This window comes from Limimaricola variabilis, assembly GCF_034371605.1.
Classification (GTDB): domain Bacteria; phylum Pseudomonadota; class Alphaproteobacteria; order Rhodobacterales; family Rhodobacteraceae; genus Limimaricola; species Limimaricola variabilis.
Map to the genome: position 1 here is coordinate 2,824,111 of NZ_CP139691.1, position 23,519 is coordinate 2,847,629.

At 66.8% G+C, this 23,519-nt stretch carries 23 protein-coding genes and 1 tRNA gene; 10 read left to right on the forward strand and 14 right to left on the reverse strand.

Annotated elements, in window-relative coordinates; translation table 11 throughout:
• The gene (locus T8T21_RS14130) at positions 1–258 is read left to right on the forward strand and encodes a hypothetical protein (RefSeq protein WP_322336044.1); all 258 of its coding nucleotides are present in this window, start codon (positions 1–3) and stop codon (positions 256–258) included.
• On the forward strand, positions 251–901 hold the full coding sequence (locus T8T21_RS14135; RefSeq protein ID WP_322336045.1) for a hypothetical protein: 651 nt from the start codon (positions 251–253) through the stop codon (positions 899–901). The genes T8T21_RS14130 and T8T21_RS14135 overlap by 8 nt, the downstream gene beginning before the upstream one ends.
• A gap of 368 nt (positions 902–1,269) precedes the next feature.
• Here the strand turns inward: T8T21_RS14135 and T8T21_RS14140 are convergent, their stop codons facing one another.
• Positions 1,270–1,860, reverse strand: coding sequence for an NAD(P)H-dependent oxidoreductase (locus tag T8T21_RS14140; protein WP_322336046.1), 591 nt, complete (start codon positions 1,858–1,860; stop codon positions 1,270–1,272).
• Between the two features lie 2,046 nt (positions 1,861–3,906).
• Positions 3,907–4,194, reverse strand: coding sequence for a helix-turn-helix transcriptional regulator (locus T8T21_RS14145; protein WP_322336047.1), 288 nt, complete (start codon positions 4,192–4,194; stop codon positions 3,907–3,909).
• 193 nt (positions 4,195–4,387) lie between these two features.
• On the opposite strand from T8T21_RS14145, the gene T8T21_RS14150 reads away from it, so the two are divergent.
• From T8T21_RS14150 to T8T21_RS14160, 3 genes are all read left to right on the forward strand, one after another.
• Complete coding sequence (locus tag T8T21_RS14150; protein WP_322336048.1) at positions 4,388–4,681, forward strand: hypothetical protein; 294 nt, start codon at positions 4,388–4,390, stop codon at positions 4,679–4,681.
• Between the two features lie 35 nt (positions 4,682–4,716).
• Positions 4,717–5,361, forward strand: coding sequence for a hypothetical protein (locus tag T8T21_RS14155; protein ID WP_322336049.1), 645 nt, complete (start codon positions 4,717–4,719; stop codon positions 5,359–5,361).
• A 195-nt stretch (positions 5,362–5,556) separates the two neighbouring features.
• Positions 5,557–6,048: a hypothetical protein gene (locus tag T8T21_RS14160; protein WP_322336050.1), complete on the forward strand. Its 492-nt coding sequence runs from the start codon at positions 5,557–5,559 to the stop codon at positions 6,046–6,048.
• 943 nt (positions 6,049–6,991) lie between these two features.
• Here T8T21_RS14160 and T8T21_RS14165 read toward each other — a convergent pair.
• Positions 6,992–7,068 (reverse strand) — tRNA-Met (locus T8T21_RS14165).
• Positions 7,069–7,217: 149 nt separating this feature from the next.
• Between T8T21_RS14165 and T8T21_RS14170 the strand changes: the two genes are divergently transcribed.
• Both T8T21_RS14170 and T8T21_RS14175 read left to right on the forward strand, forming a co-directional pair.
• Complete coding sequence (locus T8T21_RS14170) at positions 7,218–8,243, forward strand: GTPase domain-containing protein (RefSeq protein ID WP_322336051.1); 1,026 nt, start codon at positions 7,218–7,220, stop codon at positions 8,241–8,243.
• Positions 8,240–9,865, forward strand: a complete 1,626-nt coding sequence (locus tag T8T21_RS14175; RefSeq protein ID WP_322336052.1) for a GTPase family protein — start codon at positions 8,240–8,242, stop codon at positions 9,863–9,865. Before T8T21_RS14170 ends, T8T21_RS14175 begins: the two co-directional genes overlap by 4 nt.
• Here T8T21_RS14175 and T8T21_RS14180 read toward each other — a convergent pair.
• The 10 genes from T8T21_RS14180 to T8T21_RS14225 all read right to left on the reverse strand — a co-directional run bounded on the left by T8T21_RS14180 (position 9,853) and on the right by T8T21_RS14225 (position 18,416).
• Entirely contained in the window at positions 9,853–12,219 is a 2,367-nt protein-coding gene (locus T8T21_RS14180) for an aldehyde dehydrogenase family protein (protein WP_322336053.1), read from the reverse strand. The two genes, T8T21_RS14175 and T8T21_RS14180, sit on opposite strands and share 13 nt — an antisense overlap.
• Before the next feature lie 13 nt (positions 12,220–12,232).
• Positions 12,233–13,225 carry a deoxyribose-phosphate aldolase gene (gene deoC / locus T8T21_RS14185; RefSeq protein ID WP_407660067.1) on the reverse strand — a complete coding sequence of 331 codons (993 nt, stop codon included), beginning with the start codon at positions 13,223–13,225 and terminating at the stop codon, positions 12,233–12,235.
• An 89-nt stretch (positions 13,226–13,314) separates the two neighbouring features.
• Complete coding sequence (locus T8T21_RS14190) at positions 13,315–13,593, reverse strand: DUF1289 domain-containing protein (RefSeq protein WP_322336054.1); 279 nt, start codon at positions 13,591–13,593, stop codon at positions 13,315–13,317.
• Between the two features lie 3 nt (positions 13,594–13,596).
• On the reverse strand, positions 13,597–13,764 hold the full coding sequence (gene hemP / locus T8T21_RS14195) for a hemin uptake protein HemP (protein ID WP_407660137.1): 168 nt from the start codon (positions 13,762–13,764) through the stop codon (positions 13,597–13,599).
• Between the two features lie 95 nt (positions 13,765–13,859).
• A complete protein-coding gene (locus T8T21_RS14200; protein ID WP_322336055.1) occupies positions 13,860–14,834 on the reverse strand; it encodes an aldose epimerase family protein in 975 nt (324 codons plus the stop codon).
• The gene (locus T8T21_RS14205) at positions 14,831–15,691 is read right to left on the reverse strand and encodes an SMP-30/gluconolactonase/LRE family protein (RefSeq protein ID WP_322336056.1); all 861 of its coding nucleotides are present in this window, start codon (positions 15,689–15,691) and stop codon (positions 14,831–14,833) included. Before T8T21_RS14205 ends, T8T21_RS14200 begins: the two co-directional genes overlap by 4 nt.
• On the reverse strand, positions 15,688–16,293 hold the full coding sequence (locus tag T8T21_RS14210) for a 2-dehydro-3-deoxy-6-phosphogalactonate aldolase (protein WP_322336057.1): 606 nt from the start codon (positions 16,291–16,293) through the stop codon (positions 15,688–15,690). Before T8T21_RS14210 ends, T8T21_RS14205 begins: the two co-directional genes overlap by 4 nt.
• Positions 16,290–17,180: a 2-dehydro-3-deoxygalactonokinase gene (locus T8T21_RS14215; RefSeq protein ID WP_322336058.1), complete on the reverse strand. Its 891-nt coding sequence runs from the start codon at positions 17,178–17,180 to the stop codon at positions 16,290–16,292. Before T8T21_RS14215 ends, T8T21_RS14210 begins: the two co-directional genes overlap by 4 nt.
• Positions 17,177–17,950 carry an SDR family NAD(P)-dependent oxidoreductase gene (locus T8T21_RS14220; RefSeq protein WP_322336059.1) on the reverse strand — a complete coding sequence of 258 codons (774 nt, stop codon included), beginning with the start codon at positions 17,948–17,950 and terminating at the stop codon, positions 17,177–17,179. Before T8T21_RS14220 ends, T8T21_RS14215 begins: the two co-directional genes overlap by 4 nt.
• 106 nt (positions 17,951–18,056) lie before the next feature.
• Complete coding sequence (locus tag T8T21_RS14225; protein WP_183472222.1) at positions 18,057–18,416, reverse strand: DsrE family protein; 360 nt, start codon at positions 18,414–18,416, stop codon at positions 18,057–18,059.
• 176 nt (positions 18,417–18,592) lie between these two features.
• Here T8T21_RS14225 and T8T21_RS14230 point away from each other — a divergent pair, with 176 nt between their 5' ends.
• Genes T8T21_RS14230 through preA form a run of 3 tightly spaced genes read left to right on the forward strand, consistent with a single transcriptional unit; the run spans position 18,593 to position 21,621 of the window.
• Positions 18,593–19,921 (forward strand): NAD(P)-dependent oxidoreductase, encoded by a 1,329-nt coding sequence (locus T8T21_RS14230; RefSeq protein ID WP_322336060.1) that lies wholly within the window; start codon positions 18,593–18,595, stop codon positions 19,919–19,921.
• A 4-nt stretch (positions 19,922–19,925) separates the two neighbouring features.
• The gene (locus T8T21_RS14235; RefSeq protein ID WP_183472216.1) at positions 19,926–20,312 is read left to right on the forward strand and encodes a VOC family protein; all 387 of its coding nucleotides are present in this window, start codon (positions 19,926–19,928) and stop codon (positions 20,310–20,312) included.
• Positions 20,313–20,316: 4 nt separating this feature from the next.
• Complete coding sequence (gene preA / locus T8T21_RS14240; RefSeq protein ID WP_322336061.1) at positions 20,317–21,621, forward strand: NAD-dependent dihydropyrimidine dehydrogenase subunit PreA; 1,305 nt, start codon at positions 20,317–20,319, stop codon at positions 21,619–21,621.
• 3 nt (positions 21,622–21,624) lie between these two features.
• Here preA and T8T21_RS14245 read toward each other — a convergent pair whose 3' ends face one another.
• Positions 21,625–23,511 carry a potassium transporter Kup gene (locus T8T21_RS14245; RefSeq protein WP_322336062.1) on the reverse strand — a complete coding sequence of 629 codons (1,887 nt, stop codon included), beginning with the start codon at positions 23,509–23,511 and terminating at the stop codon, positions 21,625–21,627.
• Between the last annotated feature and the right edge of the window lie 8 nt (positions 23,512–23,519).

Sequence of the window (23,519 nt, forward strand, 5' to 3'; positions counted from 1 at the left end):
ATGTCGCAGAGGCTGAAGGCCCTCGAAGTGCGCACGCCGAATGCCACGGGGCCGAACGTGATCCTCATCAACACGGTCGCGCCTACCCCGGACGGGCCAGCACCCGCCGTTCCGGTGCTAGCGCATGTGCTGGGCACGAAGGCCGAGAAAGGCGTTTCGCTGCGCCGGAGTGATGACGAACCCGAGGCTGCGTTCCTCACGCGCATTGAGGCTGAGCGGGCGCGCATTCATGGCCTTGGGATGTATGAGGATGACTGAGGTGGATTACTCTTGGACATCGCCGGAGTTGCGCCCGGTATTGCTCAGAGCAATGGGGTTCGATGGCTTGGCAGCCTGGGCCAAGAGCGCGGCAGCGGCGGCTCCCGCCGGAGTCGATCCTAGGGGACTGCAAGTACTTGTCTCTGAGGCTGTGTGGCAGGCCGACGAGGCGAGGCGGATTCAGCAGGGCGAACCGCCCCGCCTAAGCGCTCAGGCGGCCCCCTACGCCCTCCCTGCGGCCCTGGGCGATGCCATAGCAGCCCGACGGCTTGTTGAGTGCTCTCCTGACTTCCAGCGCGGCGCATGGGCGCATTGGCTCTGCTCCATAGACGCCGGGCAGGAGGCGGCCCGTGCGGCGCTCGAAATCGCCCTGACGCAAGACAACTTCTTCCGGCAGATCCCGGACCTATGGGGCTGCCTGCGATATGCGGCGTTCCCCATCCCTGAACGCTTCCCTGAGCGGCTGACCATCTACCATGGCGAGGGCGACGACAGCGTTTCATGGACGACATGCCGCGCCGTGGCTGAACACTTCGCGGAGCTGTTCGGCGGCCGTATCGATTGCCGGGTGGTGGACCGCGCGGCTATCGCGTTCTACAGCGATATTCGGGGAGAGAAGGAAGTGATCTGCTGGCCCACTTAATGAATGCTACGCATGACTACATACACCATTGCCACCTCTAACCGCGTGATCTTGGCGTGCGCTCCCGATGGAGATCCGGGGGAACTCGCGCGCCGTCTGGAGGCTGTCTTGCCCAGCGACATGGGCGTGCGGGCGTATATCGAATGCCAGCTGGTTACGGTTGCCGGGGTTACGCTATTCGCCGATGATGTTGCTGCTTTTCAAGCTGGTGCCCTCGAACTGTGGCAGTCTCGCCCCAATGCCTTGAACGGCTTCGCTGATGCGGAGGGGAGGCGCGCGACGGTTGCTGCCCGACTTGGTGGCAGGAAGCCTTGGATGGGGCGTTAAGAGCCGTCCAAGGCCAAACGCTGTGCGCGCCGCCCCCCTCCTTACTGCGTTAGCTTCTCCGCATATTTGACCAATCGCTGCGCTTGGAATGTCACCGACTTCTTGCCTGTCTCATCAAGCGGGCCCGGATTGCAGGAGTAGCCGTAAGGGTTGCCGCCATCTTCGAACTTGATCGGGTCCGCATAGCCAGGCGCCACGATCACCGCCCCCCAGTGCATGGCAGTGACGTAAACCGACTGGATCGTCGTCTCTTGGCCGCCGTGCGGGTTCTGTGCCGAAGTGGTCGCGGTAACGGCCTTGTTTGCCAGCGCGCCCGATTGCCACAGCGGCCCCAGAGTATCGACAAACGCCCGAAACTGGCTGGCCGGAACGCCGAAGCGGGTGGGCACGGAGATGAAGTAGCCGTCGGCCCATTCCATGTCGTCTAGTGTGGCCTCCGGAATGTCTTGCATCTTCTCTAGCTGTTCGCGCCAGGCCTCTTGACCATTCACTACTTCGGCCGGGGCGGTCTCTCGGCAGCGGCGCAAGCGTACCTCGGCGCCAGCGGCTTCAGCCGCCCGTGCCGCTTCGAGTGCGACGCCGTGGTTCGTACCGTAGGTGGAATAAAACAGAACGGTAATCTTGGCGGGCATCTTGGTGCCTCCAGTTGTGAGAACTCCGGCCAAACGGTTCGTTGGGGAAAAAGGTCCAGTTTCTGGCCGGTCCTATGGCCCTGCCAAATAGCATTGGTCAGAACATCCAAAGCGGGATCGAGTATCGATCGAGCCAACGCCTAATGCGATTAACGGTTGCGAGCCCGCTAGGGCGACGAAGCGGCTCGTCCAGGCTCTTACCGGGGAAACGGTCGAGGCCTTGGAGCTTCGACGCAGGGCGCTGTACGAGGAAATCGCATGTGCTCTGACGGATATGAGGGGCGGTCGGGCGCGTTCCGCTTTGAGTAGGATAAAGGCCCTAGCTTCGTTTGTCGGGACAATGCTTGCCTCATGCGGGGTCGAGGTGGGGGCGAAAGAGGCCTCCGCTGCGGTACAGTAGGAGCGCAGTAACTGCCTCACTCGACCATCAGCGCTTTGCGTGGAACATGGGGGTCTCGCAAAGGGCGTTGACATCATCCAGGCGTGCTACAGATACGCCAAGGCTGCCGTCCACTCGTCGCTCGATATCCAAAGGGAGAATTGTAACCATGACAACTGGATCAGAGCTGCGCCTTCTCTCCGGCATCTTCCTAGCTGCAGGCGCCGTCGTTTTGGTGATCATTGGTCTTAATGCACTTGGATGGCTCCCCGGGGATGAGGGGTCCAGCCACTATGTCGTCCCCGGTCTATCCGCTCAGTCAACGCAGTCGTAAGGCTGGCGTGATGAGGTAAAAGTTCTATTTCTGTTCGGGTAGCTTTCGTTGCTGGTGGCTACTGGCTAATTAACGCTCCCATACGTCGATGACCCTCCGTATTGCGGAGAAGCGCCGTATGTCGAGCCATCCCGGCCCCCCGAGATCCGTTCGTAACACTCGAAGAGCTTTAGGATCGAGGCATAGCTTCCGTTGAGGGACCAAACTGCTAAATCCCGTCGCTCATCTGGCGTTTTGAGGGCGAGCGCCCGGCTGTTCATTACGTCATCTAGGAAGTCGAATAGGTTATCGAGATTCGAGAATTCGAATCTGACTGACCCATTGGATCCGAATTCGGCATCGTTTAGGGTCCACCGGTCGTAGTCTACATGAAGTTTTAAGTTATCTCTAAAACTGCCCGACCACGGTCTATTGACCATGAAAATGTAGACGCTGTGACTGCCATCGTCCCGAATTGTGATGTCTAGCACATGCCCTTGTCGGCTTGCGGTTCGTGCGGCGCACGCTTGGTAGTCGAGGAGCGAGTAATATTCATGGCGAACGAGCCAGTCTCGAAGGGCGAATAGGTTCGTTGTCTCTTGAGCGCTGACTTCTAGGGGGTGCAACAAAAGGATCGCCGCAGCTAGTCCGGATCTAGTTCGGGATATTGCTCCAAGCCAATCCATCGTGTCTCCTCCAAAACTCTTCACTACACCCAGATCAACTTAAGATGTTAGTGAAGCCCGCGTCCTTCGCCTAGAGCGTTCTGCTGAGCGGCCGAGCATCATTTGGCGACTGACTAAGTCGAACGTGACACCCTCACGTGCGAGTTCTTAGACCTCTCTGATGCAGGCTGTGAAAGGTGCTTAGGGCACGTGCAACGCTCGGGAAGCGAAGTTGAGCGGCAGCTTACTGAGACGAAGCGGATAGGGGGGTGATCGAGCGAGACCAGTGCAGGGCCCATGATGGCGACAAGGGCAGCGTTTCGCCCGATCAGGCGAATACTGCATGATTTGTGAGTGAACTAGCAAGGGGTGCCTGCGAAATGGAGGCTTTATCCTCCCCCGGCAGGTCTCGCGGATACAGCTCACCGGGATGTGCCTTGGCTGCCTTCTATCCCGCCCCACATCGATAAAGGCTATCGCTAACGCCAATAATGCGTTTGGACGGGAGCTTGTTCATGAGGGGTCTCCGTATCCTTTCCTACATCTTCATCATGGCTGGCATTGGCATGGCGGCGCTTGTCACGCTCAATGCCCTAGGCATGGACGTGCTCCGAGACGGCCCCGTAGCATACGGGATGCCGCATTCGCTTCCGCTATTTCGATAAGCCGTCAAGTGCGGGGGCGGCCGCTTAAGCTGTCTTCTTAGGACTGCCCTGGAGTTCGACAATGCCTTCAGCGTTTCCCGGCTTTAGGGCGATCCCCGGCCCGGCCGATACGGTGCCACTTTCAAGGAATTGGACGCCCTCGGCCTCCAAGGTGGCTTGTATATGCTCCACCGTTTCCTTCGACACCAGCCCTCTGTGATCGGCCTTTCCCTCGATTCGCCGGAGGGTGATGAGCGGCACGTTGGCTTTCTCGCAAAGTTCAGCCTGGGTCATGCCGAGAAGGTCGCGCGCTGCTTTGATCAAGGTTTTCATACCGGCTCCATGAGAACTTTCTCTCACTGATACACTTGTTATCAGTCCGGTCTAGTGATAGATAGTTATCAGTAAGCCGGAGGGCAAGCTGATGACCCCTACAGATTCTATGCAAACTCGATGCCGGGTGATGCGGCGCGCGTGGCAGAAGATGCGCCAGCACATGCATCATAACCGCTTCACGCGATACCTCATGGCCCGCTTCCTGCGTGAAGCATGGGCTGAGCTGAAGGCCGCCGCGCGCAACATCGTGCAGCCGTCTGAACTGCCGCCCATCGAGCACGCCATCGCCTGCTTAGAGGGGCAGGATCGCCTCACCCCGAAGGACTGGGAGGATCTGGCGGCCCTTCGGAGGGAGCGCGCTCAACAGGCCGTCCAGCCGCATCAGCCATCCGGCCCGGCAGACAGCGAATGGCTGGCGCTCTGGGGGCTGATGTTCCTGTCGCGTCGTCATGCCGCTGCAAACCAACCCAACCACCATTTCTGAGCCCAGCCACGGGCCGCCAACAGCAGGAGACCACTATGAGCCAGTTCACCCATGCCATGACGAAGCTGAGAGAAGCGCGCCGCCTTCGCGACGCAGCCCTCGACGCCCTGACGGTGCTGGAACACAGCGCAGGTGTCGGCAGCGCCGAGGCGACGAAGTACGACGACGAAACGCTCAGCCCGCTGCAGGAGAAGGTGACAGCCGCCGAGGCAAGGCTTCGGGACGCTGAACCGAAGACGCAACGCGAGTACCTGATGAAGGTACAGGCCCTTCTAGAAGAGGGGATGCTGTCGGAGACTGTGGCAGCCCTAAGAGCTGACGCCGACCGGCTGGCAGCAACTGGCAACGATCCTGTCGTAGCTCTTTGCCAGCGATGGAAGTCGATGCGGGAGGCTGTTGCCGAGATGCTTGATGAGGAGGTCGGGGGGCACTTCGACGCGCCCGAACTAGGAGAGACCGAAGAAGCCCAGCGCCGTATCGAGCGGCAGCTTCAGCGGATGGTGCCGACCAGCGCCGAAGGGCTGGCCGCCATGATGGACGTCTACTGGAACTTGGAGGGGCCTGTGGGGATGCCGGGCACGGAAGGCTGGGAGATGGAGATGCAGAACCCACAGTACCTCTTCCTGCGCCGCCTGCGTCATGGTGCCTTCATCGTGGCCGGTCAGGCAGGCACTCCTTGAGCAGAGGCAGGCGGCGATGACAGCCCACTTCATTTGCCGCCTCCAACCTTCCCACGTTCTCTCCCCATTACTCGATAGAAAAGAAACACATTTCCGGGATTCCGGAAGAGATTAGCGGGCGGGGCGGATCTTCGTAGAAGTGTTCCCAAACTACGATCCTGTGTGCCCCGCTCGCCTTGGTATTGGATGCGAATGATGAACTGTTACACAGCCAACCGGTCATGGTCTGACCGCTACCTTCCCGAGATCCGGCGCATCGTCGGCGCACACCTTCTAGACGTCGCAGCCGATGCGTTCGACTGGCAGCAGGCCACTGACTTGATGATGTTGGATGCCCGGGACGTCCGAGTTGCAGCGCGCGTAAGGCGGCCGGGCTACGGCTCCCGCTATCCGTACGAGTTCACCATCCGCTCGCGTGTTGCCTCGGGCGCAGAGACGGAGTTGGCCAAGATAGTGAACGGCAGCGGCGACTGGATGTTCTACGGCCACGCCCGAGAGGATGGCAGGGGGCTTGCGGCATGGTGGCTGTTGGATCTGAAGGCGTTCCGTGCCGCCCTAATCCGGCAGGCGGCGAACGGCTATCGTATCCGGTCGGGCGACCAGCGTAACGCGGATGGGACGTGCTTCAAGTGGTTCGACATGCGATCATTTCCCGCGCAACCGCCCCTCGTAATCGCGCACGGCTAGAAGCTCTCTGCCAATTCAAGAGTTAGGTGAGAGGGAGCTACTCACCATTCTCTATGCTGAACTTCATCATGTAGAAGTCGAACTCGCGATGGTAGTCTTCAAGCAAGGTGCTAATCTTGGGGGACTTGTAGCCGCCCCAGCACCCAAAATCTCGTGGCCCCCAAACGAGCAGGGCTCTTTCTCCCAGATAGAACCGCGTGGCTCGCGGTAGGCCCATGGCATCTAGATCAGAGGAGTTGTGGACGATTAGGTCAAATCCAGGGAAGCCTGATCGTCGTTGTTGCGTGGTGCCATACGCTACCTCGCAGATATATTCGTGCGTATCTTCATCCTGAAAGACAGCTGTCACAATACAAGGGCGGAGCCTCAGCTCCGCCTTCGGTTTTGTCTCAGGGTAATATGCCGCCACGATGTCTCGATAGGCAGGCGGCTTTGACGACCAGCTAGGCATCAGTGGTTGGCAGTGTCCACCACACAACCGTAGCCGTCAATTTTTCTTAGGCGTCGTTTGCTGGGGTCCACTCCAGCACGGTCACGCATCTGCGCAACTCCTTCACGGGTTACATCGTCGTGGTAATCGTATGCCTCAGACGGAAACGCTCGCAGTTGACCACTAATCGTAGCGGTGTGCTTCCTATTCCCCTGCGCCATTTGTCTCTCCAAAGTATCTGTAGTCATGAGATATGGTTGCCATCTCAGAATGCAGAAGGATTCTGGCAAAGTTGTGAGGTTTCCCTTGTCCCTGCATGAACGCATAACGCGAGTCAGTGCGCCCTGTTCCTGTCTAAAGTCCGTTAGTGAGGACCACAAGGTAGTTTAAAGACAACTTGGAGATCCGGGCGTGTCCGGTGCAGTAAGCGCGCCGCCTGATGGTAGGATTGATGGGACAACCTTCACGCCCCTGGAATTATCCCCGCCATTTCAGTGCTTTGCCGGGAATGCTTGGTAGCGGAGGAGGGACTTGAACCCCCGACACGCGGATTATGATTCCGCTGCTCTAACCAACTGAGCTACTCCGCCTAAAGCGAGGCCGGAAGTATGACAGCGGCGCGGGGGCGTCAAGAGCGAAATCGCGGGTTTCTCGAACCGCGTTCGATGACCGGGCGTTGTCTCGCCACAGGGGGCGTGGTTGAGTGGAACGCCCCGCCGCCGAGAGAGCTGCAAACCGAATGTCTGACCGCCCGACCGATACGGATTCCGCGGCCCCGCCGATGCCGGTGCTCTGGCTCCTAGGCAAGACCGGGGCCGGAAAGTCGTCGCTGGTGCGCGCCCTCACCGGGGTGGAGGCGGTCGAGATCGGCACCGGGTTCGCGCCCTGCACGCGAGGTATCGCGTCCTTCGACTTTCCCCCCGATCGGCCGCTGATGCGGTTCCTCGACACGCGTGGCTTGGGCGAGGCCGGGTATGACGCGGCCGAGGATCTGACGCGCTGCGAGGCGCAGGCCCATGTGGTGCTGGCCATGGCCCGGCTCGACGACCCGGCGCAGGGCGACCTCGAATCGGTGCTGCGCGACCTGCGTCGGCGGCGTCCGGACCTACGGGTCATCGTGCTGCATATGGCGGCCGCCGAGCTGGCCGACGCCGCGGCGCGGGCACGGGCCCGCAGCGCGATGCAGCGGCGGCTGGAGCGCGCTGCAGGCGGCCCGCTGCCATGGGTGGAGATGTCGCTTGGCAAAGACGAGACGGACGGTCTCGACGCGCTATGCGAGCTGCTGGGCGAGACCATGCCCGCGGTGGCGCTGCTGCTCGGCGGTCGGTCCGGTGGCGACGGCTTCTCGGAGGTGCGCGCCGAGGTGCTGCGCTATGCCAGCGCGGCGGCGGCGGCCGATCTGGCGCCGGTGCTGGGTGCGGTCGGCGTGCCGGGCCTGCAGGCGGCGATGCTGCGCGCGCTCGCGCGGCATCACCGGGTCGACTGGACCGGAGCAAGGGCGGCCGAATTCGCCGCCGCGCTCGGGCTCGGAGCGGCGCTGCGACTGGGGACGGGCTACGTCATCCGGCAGGCGGCCAAGCTGGTGCCGGTGGCGGGCCAGACGCTGGGCGCGGCGGCGGCAGGGGCGGCGAGTTTCGCCACAACTTACGCTCTGGGCCGCGCCGCGCATCGCTGGCTGGCCGGGGAGGCGTTGGGCACACCGGTCCCTGAGGCCGAGCTGCGCGCGCTCTACCGCGACGCGCTGGCCCGGGCGGGGCGGCGGTGAAGCGGCGGCCCTGGGCGCGGCTGCGCGGCGCGCTGCTGCGCTGGGACCGGCTGCTGATCGCGGTATCGCTGGCGCTGCCCTTCATGGTGCCGTTCCTGCTCGGCTTCCTGTGGCTGACCGAGCATAACTGGCTGCTGCCCTATCTCGGGGTGTCGATCGCGGTGGCGGGGTTGGCCTTCGGGATGCGCTGGCTGGCCCGCCGGCGGCCCGGCGGCGGCCGCGCGACCTCGGCGCTGATGGAGGAGATGAAGGTCGAATCGGACCCGGTCTGGACCGATACCGAGCGCCGCGCCTTCCGCGCCGCGCGCAGCCGGATCGAGCGCGAGACCACCGAGCCGGTGGCCTGGGGCGAACTGCCCGATCTCGCGCTGTCGGTGATCGACGACATCGCCAAGGGGATGGGCCAGGCCGACCGCAAGGCGCTCGACTTCACGCTGCCCGAGGCGCTGCTGCTGACCGAACGGGCGGCGGCCCGCTACCGCGATCACCTGCGCCGCCACGTGCCGTTCTCGGACCGGGTGTCGCTGCACACGATCCACTGGATCTGGAAGCATCGCGGCCGGGCGCAGCTGGCGATGGAGGCGGCCTTTGCCGGCCACCGTGTGCTGCGCTTTGCCCTGAACCCGGCCAAGGGCGTTCTACGCGAGGTCGAGTGGCTCATGGCGGGCGGCAACAGCGCCTATCTCGGCACCCAGATGATGGGCGTTCTGCAGGCCGTGCTGCTCGAGGAGGTGGCCCATGCGGCGGTCGAGCTCTACTCGGGACGTCTGCGGTTCTCGGACGCGGAGCTGCTGCAGTTCCAGCTCGACGAAAGCCGTGCCGACCGGGCGCGGCTGGCGCAGCCCGATGCGCCGCTCCGGGTGCTGGTGGTCGGACAGGTCAGCGCCGGCAAATCGACCCTGATCGACGCCTTGCTGGGCGAGGAACGGACCGAGACCGACATGGCGCCCACAACCGAGGGGGTGATGGCCTACGAGGCCATGATCGACGGCACCGACTGCCTGCTGCTCGACACGCAGGGGCTTGATGGTGATGAGCGGCGGCGGGAGGTTCTGCTCGAGGAGATGACCCGGAGCGACATCGTGCTGTGGGCGCTGCGCGCAAATCGCCCTGGCCGGGCGTCGGATGCCAAGTTGCTCGAGGCGTTCCAGGCGTGGTTCGCCGAGCATGCAGATCGGCGCCGTCCGCCGCTCATTCTCGTCGGCATGGCCGCGGACCGGCTGGCGCCCGGCTGGCCCTATCCAGAGCACGAGCTGCCCGCCGAGGCGCGCGAACGGATCGGGGCGGCGATGGAGGCGATCGCCCAGGACATGGACGGGATGCGGCCGCGCCCGGTCTGCGCGGTCGAGCCCGAATGGAACATCGACGCGGTGCGCAGCGCGCTCTCGGGCGCGGTGAGCGAGGGGCTGCTGGTGCAGCGCAACCGGCTGCGGCTGGCGGCGGCGCGTCATGCGCGCTCGCACGACACCCAGATCGCGCGCTCGGGGCGCGGATTGTGGCAGGGGGCCAAGCTGATCGGCGGGCGCCTGCTCGGGCGCATGGGCGGAAACGAAGACGCCCGGCCGGAGGCCGGGCGCCGTCGAGGCAAGGAGCCGGAGGCCCCGGACGATCACTCGCCGTAGGGCACCCAGATGTTCTTGATCTGCGTGGCGCGGTGCAGGAAGCCGCGGCCCTGACCGTCGCGGCCGGTCCAGTCGCGCGCGGCGCCGTCCTCGACCCAGCTCTGCTTGAGATTGCCGGCCGATGCCTCCTGGATCATCCGGCCGCCATCGCGGGTGCCGAAGTACCAGATCCCCTCCACGTCGTCATGCTCGGCCAGCGTCTTGGCCAGGACATCGCGCTCGCCGGCGACGATGTTGACGACCCCGCCCGGCAGGTCGGAGGTGTCGAACACCTGGTAGAGATCGGTCGCGGCGAGCGGGTGGCTCTGCGACGGGATCGCGACCACGGCGTTGCCCATGGCGATCGCCGGCAGCACGAGGCTGACGAAGCCCAGAAGCGGCTGCGCGACGGGGCAGGCGATGCCGATCACGCCCAGCGGCTCGTGCATGGCCAGCGTGACATGCGCGCTCTTGGTCTGGTGCACCGCGCCGTCGAACTTGTCGGCCTGCGCCGCGTACCAGAAGGTGCGGCGGATCGCGGTCTCGACCTCGGCCTGCGCGGCCGACTGTGCCGCGCCGAAGGAGACGAGCCGCTCCGCGAACTCGGCCTTCCGCGCCGACAGGTTCTCGGCGAGGTAGTAGAGCACCTGAGCACGGTTGTGCCCGGTGGCCTTGCCCCAGCCCTTGGCCTTGTGGGCCGCCTCGACCGCGTTGCGGATGTCCTTGCGGTTGCCCAGCCCCGCGAGGCCGACCGGGCCGTCCGAACCCTGCACCGGGTAGGCGTAGCCCGAGTCGGGGCGGGCCTGCTTGCCACCGATGTAGAACTTGGCGGTGCGGTCGATCCGGGTACCTGCGCTTTCGCCCGGGCCGCCGGGCTGACCGGCGGGGGCGGGCAGCGCCGCCTCCGGACGACGGGCCTGCGGCGCGGGATGGGCGAGATAGGCCATCATCCCTTCGCGCCCGCCCTCGCGGCCGAAGCCGCTCTCGCGGTAGCCGCCGAAGCCGGCGCCGGCGTCGAAGACGTTGGTGCAGTTGATCCAGACCACGCCCGCCTTCACCTGCGCGGCGATGTCGAGGCAGAGGTTCACGTTCTCCGACCAGATCGAGGCGGCGAGGCCGTAGCGGGTGTTGTTGGCCAGCGCCACCGCGTCCTCGGGGGTGCGGAAGGTGGTCACGGTCGCGACGGGGCCGAAGATCTCCTCGGTCGCCAGCGTCGAGGCGGGCTCGACCTTCATGGCGATGGTCGGCGGGAAGAAGCAGCCCTCGGGGGCAGTGCCCTGCACCAGCTCCGCGCCTTCCTTCACGCCCTGGGCCACCAGCTCCTTGATCCGGTCGAGCTGCACCGGATGCACGATCGCGCCCATGTCGGTGTTCTTGTCGAGCGGATCGCCGACGCGCAGCGTACGCATCCGCTTTTCGAGCAGCGTCTCGAAGCGCTTCGCCACGCTCTCGGCCACCAGCACCCGTGCGCCGGCGCAGCAGACCTGGCCCGCGTTGAACCAGATCGCGTCGACGACGCCCTCGACGGCGGCGTCGAGATCGGCATCGGCGAAGACCACGAAGGGCGACTTGCCGCCAAGCTCCAGCGTCAGCGACTTGGGCGTGCCGGCGGTCTCGCGCCGGATGCGACGGCCCACCTCGGTCGAACCGGTGAAGGCGATCTTGTCGAGCCTGTCATGCGCGACGATCGCGGCACCGGTCGCGCCGTCGCCGGTGACGATGTTGAGCACGCCTTCGGGCAGGCCGACCTCGGCCGCGATCTCGGCGAAGGCCAGCGCGGTGAGCGGCGTGTACTCGGCCGGTTTCAGCACCACGGTGTTGCCGGCGGCGAGCGCCGGGGCGACCTTCCAGGCCAGCATCAGCAGCGGGAAGTTCCACGGGATGATCTGGCCGCAGACGCCATGCGGGCGGGCGCCGGGGAACTCGTCCTCCATGATCTCGGCCCAGCCGGCATGGTGGTAGAAATGGCGCGCCACCAGCGGCACGTCGGCGTCGCGGCTCTCGCGGATCGGCTTGCCGTTGTCGAGGCTTTCGAGCACGGCGAGGAAGCGCGCGTGCTGCTGGATGTGACGCGCGATGGCATAGAGGTACTTGGCCCGCTCATGGCCCGGCAGCGCGGCCCAGCCGGGCTGGGCGCGACGGGCGGCCTGCACGGCGGTGTCGACATCCTCCTCGCTGCCCTGGGTGACCGAGGCCAGAAGCTCGCCCGAGGCCGGCGAGCGCACCTCGAACAACTCGCCCGGCGCGGTGAAGGCGCCGTCGATGAAGTGGCCGAAGCCCGCTTCGTTCTTCTTGAGCCAATCGCGCACCGTGGCGCTGTCCTCGGGGGCCTTGCCGTAATCCATGGTCGCGAGAATGTCCGTGATCGTGTTCATGACGCGCTCTCCCTCAGGCCAGCGAATGACGGTGGGCGGCGGCGTAGCGCCCGGTGACGTGGTGCTCGAGCTGACGCTCGATATCGCCCAGCATCGACGAGGCGCCGAGCCGGAACAGGTCGGGCTGGAGCCACTCGTTGCCGAGCTCTTCCTTCATCAGGTACTGCCAGGCGAGGGCGTCCTTGGCGGATTTCATGCCGCCGGCGGGCTTGAAGCCGACCTGCTGGCCGGTGACGTCGCCATAGTCGCGCAGCGCGCGCACCATGGTGAGCGACACGGGCAGGGTGGCGTTGACGCCTTCCTTGCCGGTCGAGGTCTTGATGAAATCGGCGCCCGCCTGCATCGCCACCATCGAGGCCGAGTAGACGTTGCGCAGCGTGGCGATGTCGCCGGTGGCGAGGATCGCCTTCAGATGCGCGTCGCCGCAGGCCTCGCGCATCGCCGCGACCTCGTCGTAGAGCGCGGCCCAGTCGCCCTTGAGCACGTGCTCGCGGGTGATGACGATGTCGATCTCGTCGGCGCCCTGGTCGACGGTCCAGCGGATCTCCTCGAGCCGCAGATGCAGCGGCATGAGACCGGCCGGAAAGCCGGTGGCGACCGACGCCACGGGGATCGAGGTGCCGCGCAGCGCCTTGACGGCATGGGGCACCATGGTGGGATAGACGCAGACCGCGCCGGTGGTCAGACCCATATCCTCGATCCCGAGGCCTTGGGCGATGCGCGGCGCCAGCGGCTGGCGGGCCTTGGCGCAAAGCCGCTGCACGCGGCCCTCGGTATCGTCGCCCGCCAGCGTCGTCAGGTCGATGCAGCGGATGGCATTGATCAGCCAGGCGGCCTGATGGGTCTTCTTGACCGAGCGCCGCGTGGTCAGCGTCGCGGCGCGACGCTCCGCGGCCGAACGGTTGACGGAATGGCCCTCGAACATCGCCACGTCCAGCGGCGTGCCGAGGTTGCGGGCGTGGTTCGACAGGCTCTCGGGCTGGTCTGGCAGCGCGGCTGTGGTCATCGGTCGGGCTCCGGCCAAGTGGTGGACCCCGATTGTCTAACAGATAACGGTGACCTGCCTAGGGCGTCGCGACGGCACCTGTCGAAAGGTCAGGCGGCGTCCGGCTGCCGGGGCGACACCGCGGCGTCGCGCTCGGGCGGGGCGATCCCCTTCTTCGCGCAGCGTCTGGCATAGGCCACCTCCCAGTGCCGGTAGCCGCCCATCGCCGCCTGCTGCGCCATGACGAGCGTCACCAGCGCGCGCCGTGCCTTGGGCTTCTTCGCAAGCTTCGACAGCGATTTCTGCTCCTTGGTCATGGAGCAGCCAATGCAATGATCGTGGCGCCGAAACTTGCACACGCCGATGCAGGGGGAGGGCAGCTTGGGCATTGGTTACTTGGTCAGGATCAGTTTGCCGGCGCGGGTGATGCGCAGCGTGTAGTCCTGCCCGTCGAGCCGGATCCGGGCGCGGATCCCCTCATTGGTCAGGGCTCGGGCATCGTGGACGGGGATGTCGACCTCCTCGGCACGGGTCGGGCGGGGCAGGGGATGCGGCGTCATCATGGTCATCGGAACCCTCGATAGCTGTGGCATGGCGGGCCCCGCCGGGGCTGGCTAGCGATCGAGGGTGAAGTTGACCAAATGAATCGGGTTTGTCAATCGAGCGGCTCATCCCGCGCGAAGCGCCATTCGGTCACCTGACGGAACGGTGCATCGGGCGTGATGCGGAAGCTCGGGAAAGCGGGGTGGTGCGGCGCGTCGGGCCAGCGCTGCGCCTCGACTGCAAGCCCGGCATAGGGCGCGAGCCCTGCCGCGTCGCTGTCGCGCCCGTCATAGATCTGCAGCCCCGGCGCCGTGGTCGCCACGCGCATCGTCACCCCGCCCCCCGCGAGTTCCATCACCTCGCGCAGCGGCGTGTCCTCCAGCGACAGGCAGAAATTGTGGTCGAGCGGCGGCGCGCCCGGTGTCAGGTCGCGCGGCGCCCGGAAATCCATCTCGCCGCCGGCGGTCGGGGCGATCTCGCCGGTCGGCAGCGATTCCGAATCGGTCGGCAACCAGTGCTCCGCTGCGACCCGCAGGCGATGGCCGGTGATGTCCGGGCGGCCGGTCAGGTTCCAATAGCTGTGATTGACCGGGTTCATCAGGGTCGGCTCGTCGGTGGCCGCGGTCAGCTCCAGCCGGAGCGTTGCGGGGGCCTGCAGCGACCAGCTGGCGGTGATGCGGCGATTGCCGGGAAAGCCGTCCATGCCGTCGGGCAGATCGACCGCGAGGGTGGCGGCCTCTGCGTTCTCCTCAATCACGTCCCAGATCCGGAACTGCGTCCCGTGCCGCCCCGAATGCAGGACCGCCCGGTGATGGTTGGCGCTGAAGCGGTATTCGGCGCCGTCGATGGTGGCCCGGGCCCCGGCGAGACGGTTGGCCACGGGGCCGATGATGGCGCCGAAATACTTCATCGCGCCGTCGTAGTCGGCCAGATCGTCCGAGCCGAGCGTCAGGTTGCGCTCCAGCCCGTCGAGCCGCAGCGCGCGCAGGATCGAGCCGCGCGTCAGCAGATCGACCGACAGCCCGTGCCCGGCGAGCGTGAGGCGGTGCACGCTGTTGCCGGTGCTATCGGTGGCGAAGGGGGTCACAGGATCACCCGGTGTTCCTTCTGCCCCGACGCGGCGGCGCGGGTGCGGAAGGTGCGGCCCGAATCCGGGGCGTCGGCGATCTCGGCCTCCGACAGCCCGGCGGTGGCCGAGGTGACGAACATCGTCTTCATGTCCTCGCCGCCAAACGCCGGGCAGGTGAGCTGGGGCGCGGTCGGACAGTCGAGCGCCGCGATCTCGCGGCCGTCGCGGTCGTATCCCGCGACGCGGGAGGAGCCCCATTGCGCGTTCCACAGCGTGCCTTCGGCGTCGATCACCGCGCCGTCGGGGTTGTGGCCAGACCGCTTGCAGTCGACGAAGACCTCCGCCTCGCCCACCGGCCAGCCCGCCTCATCGGTGCGCTGCCGCATGATCATTCCGGTCGGCGTGTCCGAGTAATGGAAGAAACCGCTTTCGGGCGGGAAGCAGATCGCGTTGGGGATTGTCATGCCCGAGCGGACCTGCCGCAGTTCGCCGCGATAGTAGCGATAGAGCGCGCCGGCCCCCGGCTCGGCATCGATGCCCATGGTCGAGACGTAGAAGCCGCCATTGGGATCGGCGCGACCGTCATTCGAACGGGTCACCGGGTTGGCGCTGTCGAAATCGCACAGCCTCTCCTGCGCGCCGGTCTCGATGTCGAGGAGCACCAGCGCGGTGTTGGTGGCGACCAGAAGCCGGTCGCGGTCGATCCAGCCCGCGCAGGATGGCATGTCCTCGAAGACCCAGTGCCTTCCGGGCGCATGCAGCCTGCGGCCCAGAATGTCGAACCAGAACAGCTCGGCGCGCACGGGGTGCCACAGCGCGCCCTCGCCGAGCACGCAGGAGGTGTCGTCGAAGATCTCGAAATCGCCGGTGCTCATGCCGTGGCCTCGTCATAGGCGGCGACGATCTCCTGCGCCCGCCGCGCCACCTCGTCGACCGACAGGCCCGGCGTGTAGAGCGCGGTGCCCAGGCCGAAGCCGTCGGCGCCCGCCTTGATCCAGGCGCCGAAATTGGACGCGCCCGCGCCGCCCACGGCGTAGATCGGGGTCTCGGGGGGATAGACTGCGCGTATCGCCTTGAGCCCGTCGGGGCCGATCAGGCTCGCCGGGAAGAGCTTGAGTCCGGTGGCCCCGGCCTTGAGCGCCGCGAACCCTTCGGTCGGGGTCATCACCCCGGGCCAGCTCTGCATCCCGGCCGCGATGGTGGCGCGGATCACCTCGGCGTCGGCATTCGGCGAGACAACCAGTTGCCCGCCGGCGCGCCGCAGCTCCTCGACCTGCTCGACCGTGAGCACGGTGCCGGCGCCAATCAGGGCGCGGTCGCCGCAGGCCTCGGCCATGGCACGGATGCTGTCGAAGGGGCGCGGCGAGTTGAGCGGCACCTCGATCACCGTGATGCCCGCCGCGATCAGCGCCTCGGCCACGGCCACGGCGTCGTCGGGGGTGATGCCGCGCAGGATGGCAATCAGCGGTCGGGTCATGATGACGTCCTTTGTTTCCAAGCGGCGGTGAGCCCCGCCAGTGTCGTCGCGGTAGCGTTGGCCTGCGTGGCCGGCGCGCCCTGCGCCGCCAGCGCGCGCACATAGAGTGAGGCCAGCCCGCCCGCACCGATCACGCCGATCTGCTGGCCCAGCCAATAGGGCTTGGCCGCCGCCAACTCGGCGCCGATCAGCAGGCCCGAGAGGCGCGACCGGGCGCGGGCGCCGTCCTGTCCGTGCAGGATGTCCTCGGCGCGGATCGTGAACAGCGCCGAAGCCAACCGTTCCGGGCGCGAGAGCGTCTCGGCCACGGCGGCGTCGAAGGCGTCCTCGTCCCAGCCCTCGGCCGGGACCGAATGGCGCAGGACCGTGCGGGTCGCGAGGGCGGCGAACAACTCGCCGGTCATGAAGCTGCGGAAGCTCACCACTTCACCGGCGCTCAGATGCGCCCATTTCGAATGGCTTCCGGGCATGCACAGCACCCCGTCCCATCCGGGGTTGAGCGCGAGGAACCCGGCCGCCTGGGTCTCCTCGCCGCGCATCACGTCGGCGGGGTCGGCCTGCGACAGGCCGGGGATGATCGACACGTCCAGCGCGCCGGGCACACGGGTGAGGCTGGGCGACAGCGGCGGGCAGGGGACGCGCGTATAGGCGGCCTCGACCCAGCCCTGGCGCGCGCCGACCATGCCGCAGGCGATGATCGGGACATTGCCGTCATCGAGCCAGCCCGCGCAGATCTCGCGCAGCGCCGCCTCGAAGGTCTCGGGGCCGAGCGAGCCCATGCCGCGGTCGGAGGTCCGCGCCTCGATCACCGAGCCGTCGCGGCGCATCGCCCAGCCGCGCAGGTTGGTCGTGCCCCAGTCGAGGGCGATCCAGTCGGGGCGGCTCATCCGGTCACGCTGACGCCGGCGTCGATCACCAGCATCTGGCTGGTCATCATCCGCGACGCTCCCGAGGCGAGGAACAGCACCCCGCCCACCAGATCCTCGGGCTGCATCATCTCGGGCAGGCATTGCTGCGCGCGATGCCGCTCCTGCGCCTCTGGCGTGGCCCAGAGTTCCTTTTGCCGTTCGGTCATCACCCAGCCCGGCGCCACGGCGTTGACGCGGATGCCACGCGGCCCCCATTCGCGCGCAAGGCTGCGGGTCAGCCCCATGATCGCGGCGTTGGAGGCCACATAGGGGGCGAGACGGGCCACCCCCATCAGGTAGCTGCCCGAGGACATGTTGACGATCGCGCCGCCGCCCGCCGCCTCCATCATCGGCGCGACCTTCTGCGCCGCGAAGAAATAGGGTTTGAGGTTGACCGAGAGGCAGGCGTCCCATTCGGCCTCGGTCAGGGCCTGCGCGTCGAAGCGCGTGTCGTCGGCGGCGTTGGAGACCAGCACCGTCACCGGGCCATGGGTGGTGGCAGCGGTGTCGATCGCCGCCATCAGCGCGGGCGTGTCGGTCACGTCGCCCTGGATGAAGAGGGGGCGGTTGCCGGTGCGCGCTTCCATTTCCTCGACCGTCGCGGCCGCGTCGGCCCGGTCATAGAAGGCCACGCGCGCGCCTTGGCGCAAGAAGCCCTCGACCAGCGCGGCGCCGATGCCGCTTGCGCCGCCCGTCACGAAGACCGAAGCCTCCCTGAGGTCGGGATGGATCGCCTCTGCACCCCTCATCGTGGTCCCTCTTTGCTGCGTCGCGCCGCGCGTAGAGTGTCACCACAGCCCGGTCAGGCACAAGAGGCCGTACCACATTTCGGACCATGGTTTCATATTGTGAGACCTAGTAGCAGAGCACCGTATCGGCGGCATCGGCCAGATCGATCAGGGCGTCGGGCATGGCGAAGGCGGCCGGATGGCCTTCGAGCAGCGCCTCGTCATATCCGCGGGCCTTGGCCGACATGCCGGAGACACGGAACCGGGCCCCGGCCTCGGCCAGCGCGACGAGATGCTCGCCGAGCCGGCCGGTACCCTGTCCCTCGATCCCGGCATGCTGGGGCGAGAGCAGGTGCACGCCGTCGGCTGCGAAGAACAGAGTCACGTCATGGCCCTTGCGCGCCGCCTCGAGCGCGACGAGGCAGCCCAGCGTCGCCTTGTTCGGCCCTTCGGGGCCGGTGTGTATATGAACGAGAAATCGGGACATGGCAGCCTCCTTTGCGCCAAGACGGCATCTTCAGCAAACGACCGAGGCCGGCCGCCGGTCAAGCGGCGCGGGCCGGTCCCGCGAAACCGTGTTCGCGCGCTGCCCATAATTTACCGTTTGGAAAAAAATGAAACCGTGGCAGGCTCGGGGCAAGGGAACGCCACGGGGGACACTGCATGCCTGCCCAGCCACAGACCGGCCCGATCGCCGGACGCCTGCCCGCCGAGACGCTGGCCGCGAACTTCGCCGATCTGCACCCGCCGCTGAGCGCACATGAGGCCCGGGTCGCCGCAGATCGCTGCTACTTCTGCCACGACGCGCCCTGCGTGACCGCCTGCCCCACGAGCATCGATATCCCGCTCTTCATTCGCGAGATCCAGGCCGGGCGACCGGAGACCGCGGCGCGCGAAATCTTCGAGGCCAACATCCTGGGCGGCATCTGCGCCCGGGTCTGCCCGACCGAAGTGCTGTGCGAGGGGGCCTGCGTGCGCGAAGTGGCCGAGGGCAAGCCGGTCGAGATCGGGCTCCTGCAGCGCCACGCCACCGACAGCCTGATGGCCCGCCAGGGGCATCCCTTCACTCGGGCGGCGCCCACGGGCCGGCGCGTCGCGGTGGTCGGCGCGGGGCCCGCCGGGCTGGCCTGCGCCCATCGGCTGGCGCGATATGGGCACGAGGTGGTGATCTATGAGGGCGCGCCCAAGCCGGGCGGCCTCAACGAATACGGCATCGCCGCCTACAAGGCGGTGGATGATTTCGCCGCGCGAGAGGCGGCCTGGATCATGGGGATCGGCGGCATCGAGGTGCGACACGGGCAATGGCTCGGCCGCGAGATCACGCTGGAGGCGCTCAGGGCCGAATACGACGCCGTGTTCCTCGGCATCGGGCTGTCGGGGGTCAACGATCTCGTCGTGGAGAACCCGGCGCTGGAGGGGGTGCACGACGCCGTCACCTTCATCTCGGCGCTGCGCCAGACGCGGGATCTCACCACCCTTCCGATCGGCCGCGAGGTGGTGGTGATCGGCGGCGGGATGACCGCGATCGACTGCGCGGTGCAAGCGCGCGCGCTGGGCGCCGAAAGCGTCACGCTGGTCTATCGTCGTGGCCGCGACCGGATGGGCGCGAGCCGCTGGGAGCAGGATCTCGCGGCGCAGCGCGGCGTGCGGCTGCTGTTCGAGGCGGCGCCGGTCGCGCTCGAGGGCGAGGCGCGGCTGACCGGCGTGGTGTTCGAGCGGATGGCGGAGGGACCCGAGGGTCTTCGGCCCACGGGAGAGCGCTTCACACTGCCGGCCGACCAGATGTTCCGCGCCGTGGGACAGCGCATCGGTGAGACGAGTGGCGTCGAAACCGCTCATGGCAAGGTTGTGACGCAGGGTTGCGGCCGCACCACCATGGACAAGGTCTGGGCCGGCGGCGACTGTGCCGCGGGTGGCGACGACCTGACCGTCACGGCCGTGGCGCAAGGTCGGGATGCCGCCGAAGACATCCACGGCTCACTCACGGAATAGACAAATGGCATTCACCGGTATCTTCCTCCTGCCGCTTCCGGTCGACGATCAGGACCGCGCGCTGGCCTTTTATCGTGATACGATCGGCATGGAGGTCGCGCTCGATGCCGAGCTCGATGACGACTGGCGCATGATCATGATGCAGCTGCCCGGCACCCGCACCAAGATCCAGTTCGCGCGGCGCCACGAGCTGAGCTTCTCCGAGGAGGTGCCGGCGCTCTACCTCGAATGCGAGGATGTCGACGCCGAGGCCGCGCGGCTGAAGAGCGAAGGGGTGCGCTTCGTCTCCAACCCCACCGAGCTGCCTTGGAGCGATACCGAACGTTTCGCGATGTTCCTCGACAGCGAGCGCAACACCGTCGTGATGCACGCGGCACCACCGAAAGGATGACGAGATGGCCGACCTGACTACCCGGTTCCTGGGCATCGAGAGCCCCAATCCGTTCTGGCTCGCCTCGGCACCGCCTACGGATAAGGAATACAACGTCCGCCGCGCCTTCGAGGCCGGCTGGGGCGGGGTGGTCTGGAAGACGCTGGGCGCCGAAGGACCGCCGGTGGTCAACGTCAACGGCCCGCGCTACGGCGTGCTGCATGGGCCCGACCGCCGGGTGCTCGGGCTCAACAACATCGAGCTGATCACCGATCGCGATCTCGAGACCAACCTCGAGGAGATGGCGCGGGTCAAGGCCGACTACCCTGACCGCGCCCTGATCGCCTCGATCATGGTGCCCTGCGAGGAGGCGGCCTGGAAGGCGATCCTGCCGCGGGTGGCGGAGACCAATGCCGACGGGATCGAACTCAACTTCGGCTGCCCGCATGGCATGAGCGAGCGCGGCATGGGCTCGGCGGTGGGGCAGGTGCCCGAATACATCGAGATGGTCGCGCGCTGGTGCAAGCAGTATTACGACCGCCCCGTCATCGTGAAGCTGACACCCAACATCACCGACATCCGCAAACCGGCCGAGGCGGCGCGGCGCGGCGGTGCCGACGCGGTGTCGCTGATCAACACCATCAACTCGATCACGGCGGTCGATCTCGACCGGATGGCGCCCGAGCCGACGATCGATGGCAAGGGCAGCCATGGCGGTTATTGCGGCCCTGCAGTGAAGCCGATCGCGCTGTCGATGGTTTCCGAGATCGCCCGGGCCGAAGCGACCCGCGGCATGCCGATCTCGGGCATCGGCGGCATCACCACTTGGCGCGATGCGGCCGAGTTCATGGTGCTTGGCGCCGGCACCGTGCAGGTCTGCACCGCGGCGATGACCTATGGCTTCCGCATCGTCGAAGAGCTTTGCGCCGGCCTGTCGGACTGGATGGACGAGAAGGGCTACCGCTCCACGACAGATTTTGTCGGCGCCGCGGTGCCGAACGTCACCGACTGGAAGAATCTTAACCTGAACTACGTCGCCAAGGCGCGGATCGACCAGTCGCTCTGCATCAAGTGCGGCCGCTGCTACGCTGCCTGCGAGGATACCAGCCATCAGGCGATCGCCATGACCCCGGACCGGGTCTTCGAGGTGATCGACGCCGAATGCGTCGCCTGCAACCTGTGCGTCGATGTCTGCCCGGTCGAGAACTGCATCGACATGGTGCCGATGGCACCGGGCAGCCTCGACCCACGGACCGGCCGCGTGGTGTCGGGCGAGCATGGCGACTGGACCACCCATCCCAACAACCCGATGGCGCAGGCCGCCGAATAGGTCTCAGAGGCTGATCTGCTGTCCCAGTTCGATCACCCGGTCGGAGGGCAGGTGGTAATGGTCATGCGCTGCCGAGGCGGTGCGGGTCAGGCCGATGAAGATCTTCTTGCGCCAGCGGGCCATGCCGGGCCGGTCCGACAGCAGCACGCTGCGCCTGTTGAGGAAGAACGAGGTGGCGTTGATGTCGAAGCGCAGCCGGCGGCGCAGCGCCCGGGCTATGTTGGGCGGGTCCATGTAGCCGAAGGTGACATGCACCCGGGTGATCCCCTCGGCCAGCGGCTCGACCACCAGCGAGGATTGCGCGTCGAGATGCGGCCGGTCGGCGATCGCGACGGTGACGACATAGGTGCGCTCGTGCAGCACGCCGTTATGCTTGATGTTGTGCAGCAGCGCCGGCGGCGCCATGACCGGCTCGGCGGTCAGGAACACGGCCGTGCCCTGCACGTGCCGCAGCCGGCTGGACCGGGAGAGCGACGTCACCAGTGATTCCATCGTCACGCCCCGCGCGCGCGAGCGGTCCTGCACGATGATCGAGCCGCGCAGCCATGAGGCCATGATGATGCAGAGCACCACGGCGACGCCGAGCGGCACGTAGCCGCCATCCGCGAATTTGGTCATGTTGGCCGCGAACAGCGCCGACTCGACCACGAGGATCACTCCGGTCAGCGGCAGCGCCACGCCGCGCGACCAATGCCAGACCCGCCGCATCACCACATAGGCCAGCTTGGTGGTGATCAGCATCTCGCCGGTCACCGCGATGCCGTAGGCAGCGGCGAGGCGCGACGAGCTGCCGAAGCTCAGCACCAGGATCACCACGCAGACCAGCAGGATGACGTTGATCCGCGGCAGGTAGATCTGGCCGCGCTGGGTCTCCGAGGTATGGCGCACCGCCATGCGCGGCAGCAGGCCCAACTGCATCGCCTGGTAGGCGAAGGAGAAGGCGCCGGTGATGACCGCCTGGCTGGCGATCACCGTGGCCAGCGTCGCGAGGCCGACCAGCCCCGGCAGCGCCCAGTTCGGGGCCAGCAGGAAGAAGGGATCGCGCGCCGCCGCCGGGTCCGACAGCACCAGCGCGCCTTGCCCGGCATAGCTCAGCAGCAGGCAGGGCAGCGCGATCCCGGTCCAAGCGAGACGGATTGGGCGGCGACCGAAATGGCCCATGTCGGCATAGAGCGCCTCCGCCCCGGTCACCGCCAGAAAGGCCGCGCCGAGGATCGGCACCACCGCGCCGCCGCCGTGCCAAAGCAGCGTCAGCCCGGGCAGGGGGCTCAGCGCGGCGAGGATCTCGGGGTGACGCGCCATCGAGACCGCGCCGAGGCCCCCGAGGGTCAGGAACCAGACCAGCATCACCGGCCCGAACCATCGCGACACGCCGCCCGTGCCGCCGCGTTGGGCCCAGAACAGCGCACAGAGGATCAGCAGCACGGTGGGGATCACCCAAGGCGCGAAGTCCGGCGCGAGCAGGGTCACCCCCTCCACGGCCGAAAGCACCGAGATCGCGGGGGTGATCATCGCGTCGCCGAAGAACAGCGCGGTGCCGAGGATGCCCAGCGCCATCAGGACGCGACCGCGTCGCCCGACCGCACGGGTCGCGAGCGCCAGAAGAGATAGCGTGCCGCCTTCGCCGTTGTTGTCGGCGCGGAGCATCAGCACCACGTATTTCAGCGTGGCGACCCCGACCAGCAGCCAGATCAGGAGCGAGACCGTGCCGATGACGGCCTCGTCCGGGGGGATGCCCCGTTCGCCGCGCGCGGCGCTGAGGCCCTCGCGCAGGGCATAGATCGGCGAGGTGCCGATATCGCCCACAACGACGCCGAGGGCGCCGAGGGTGAGGGCTGCGGTGGCGGAGGGGGCGGAGCCGCGCGGAGCGGCGTGTGTCGGGGCATGCATGGAAGCGG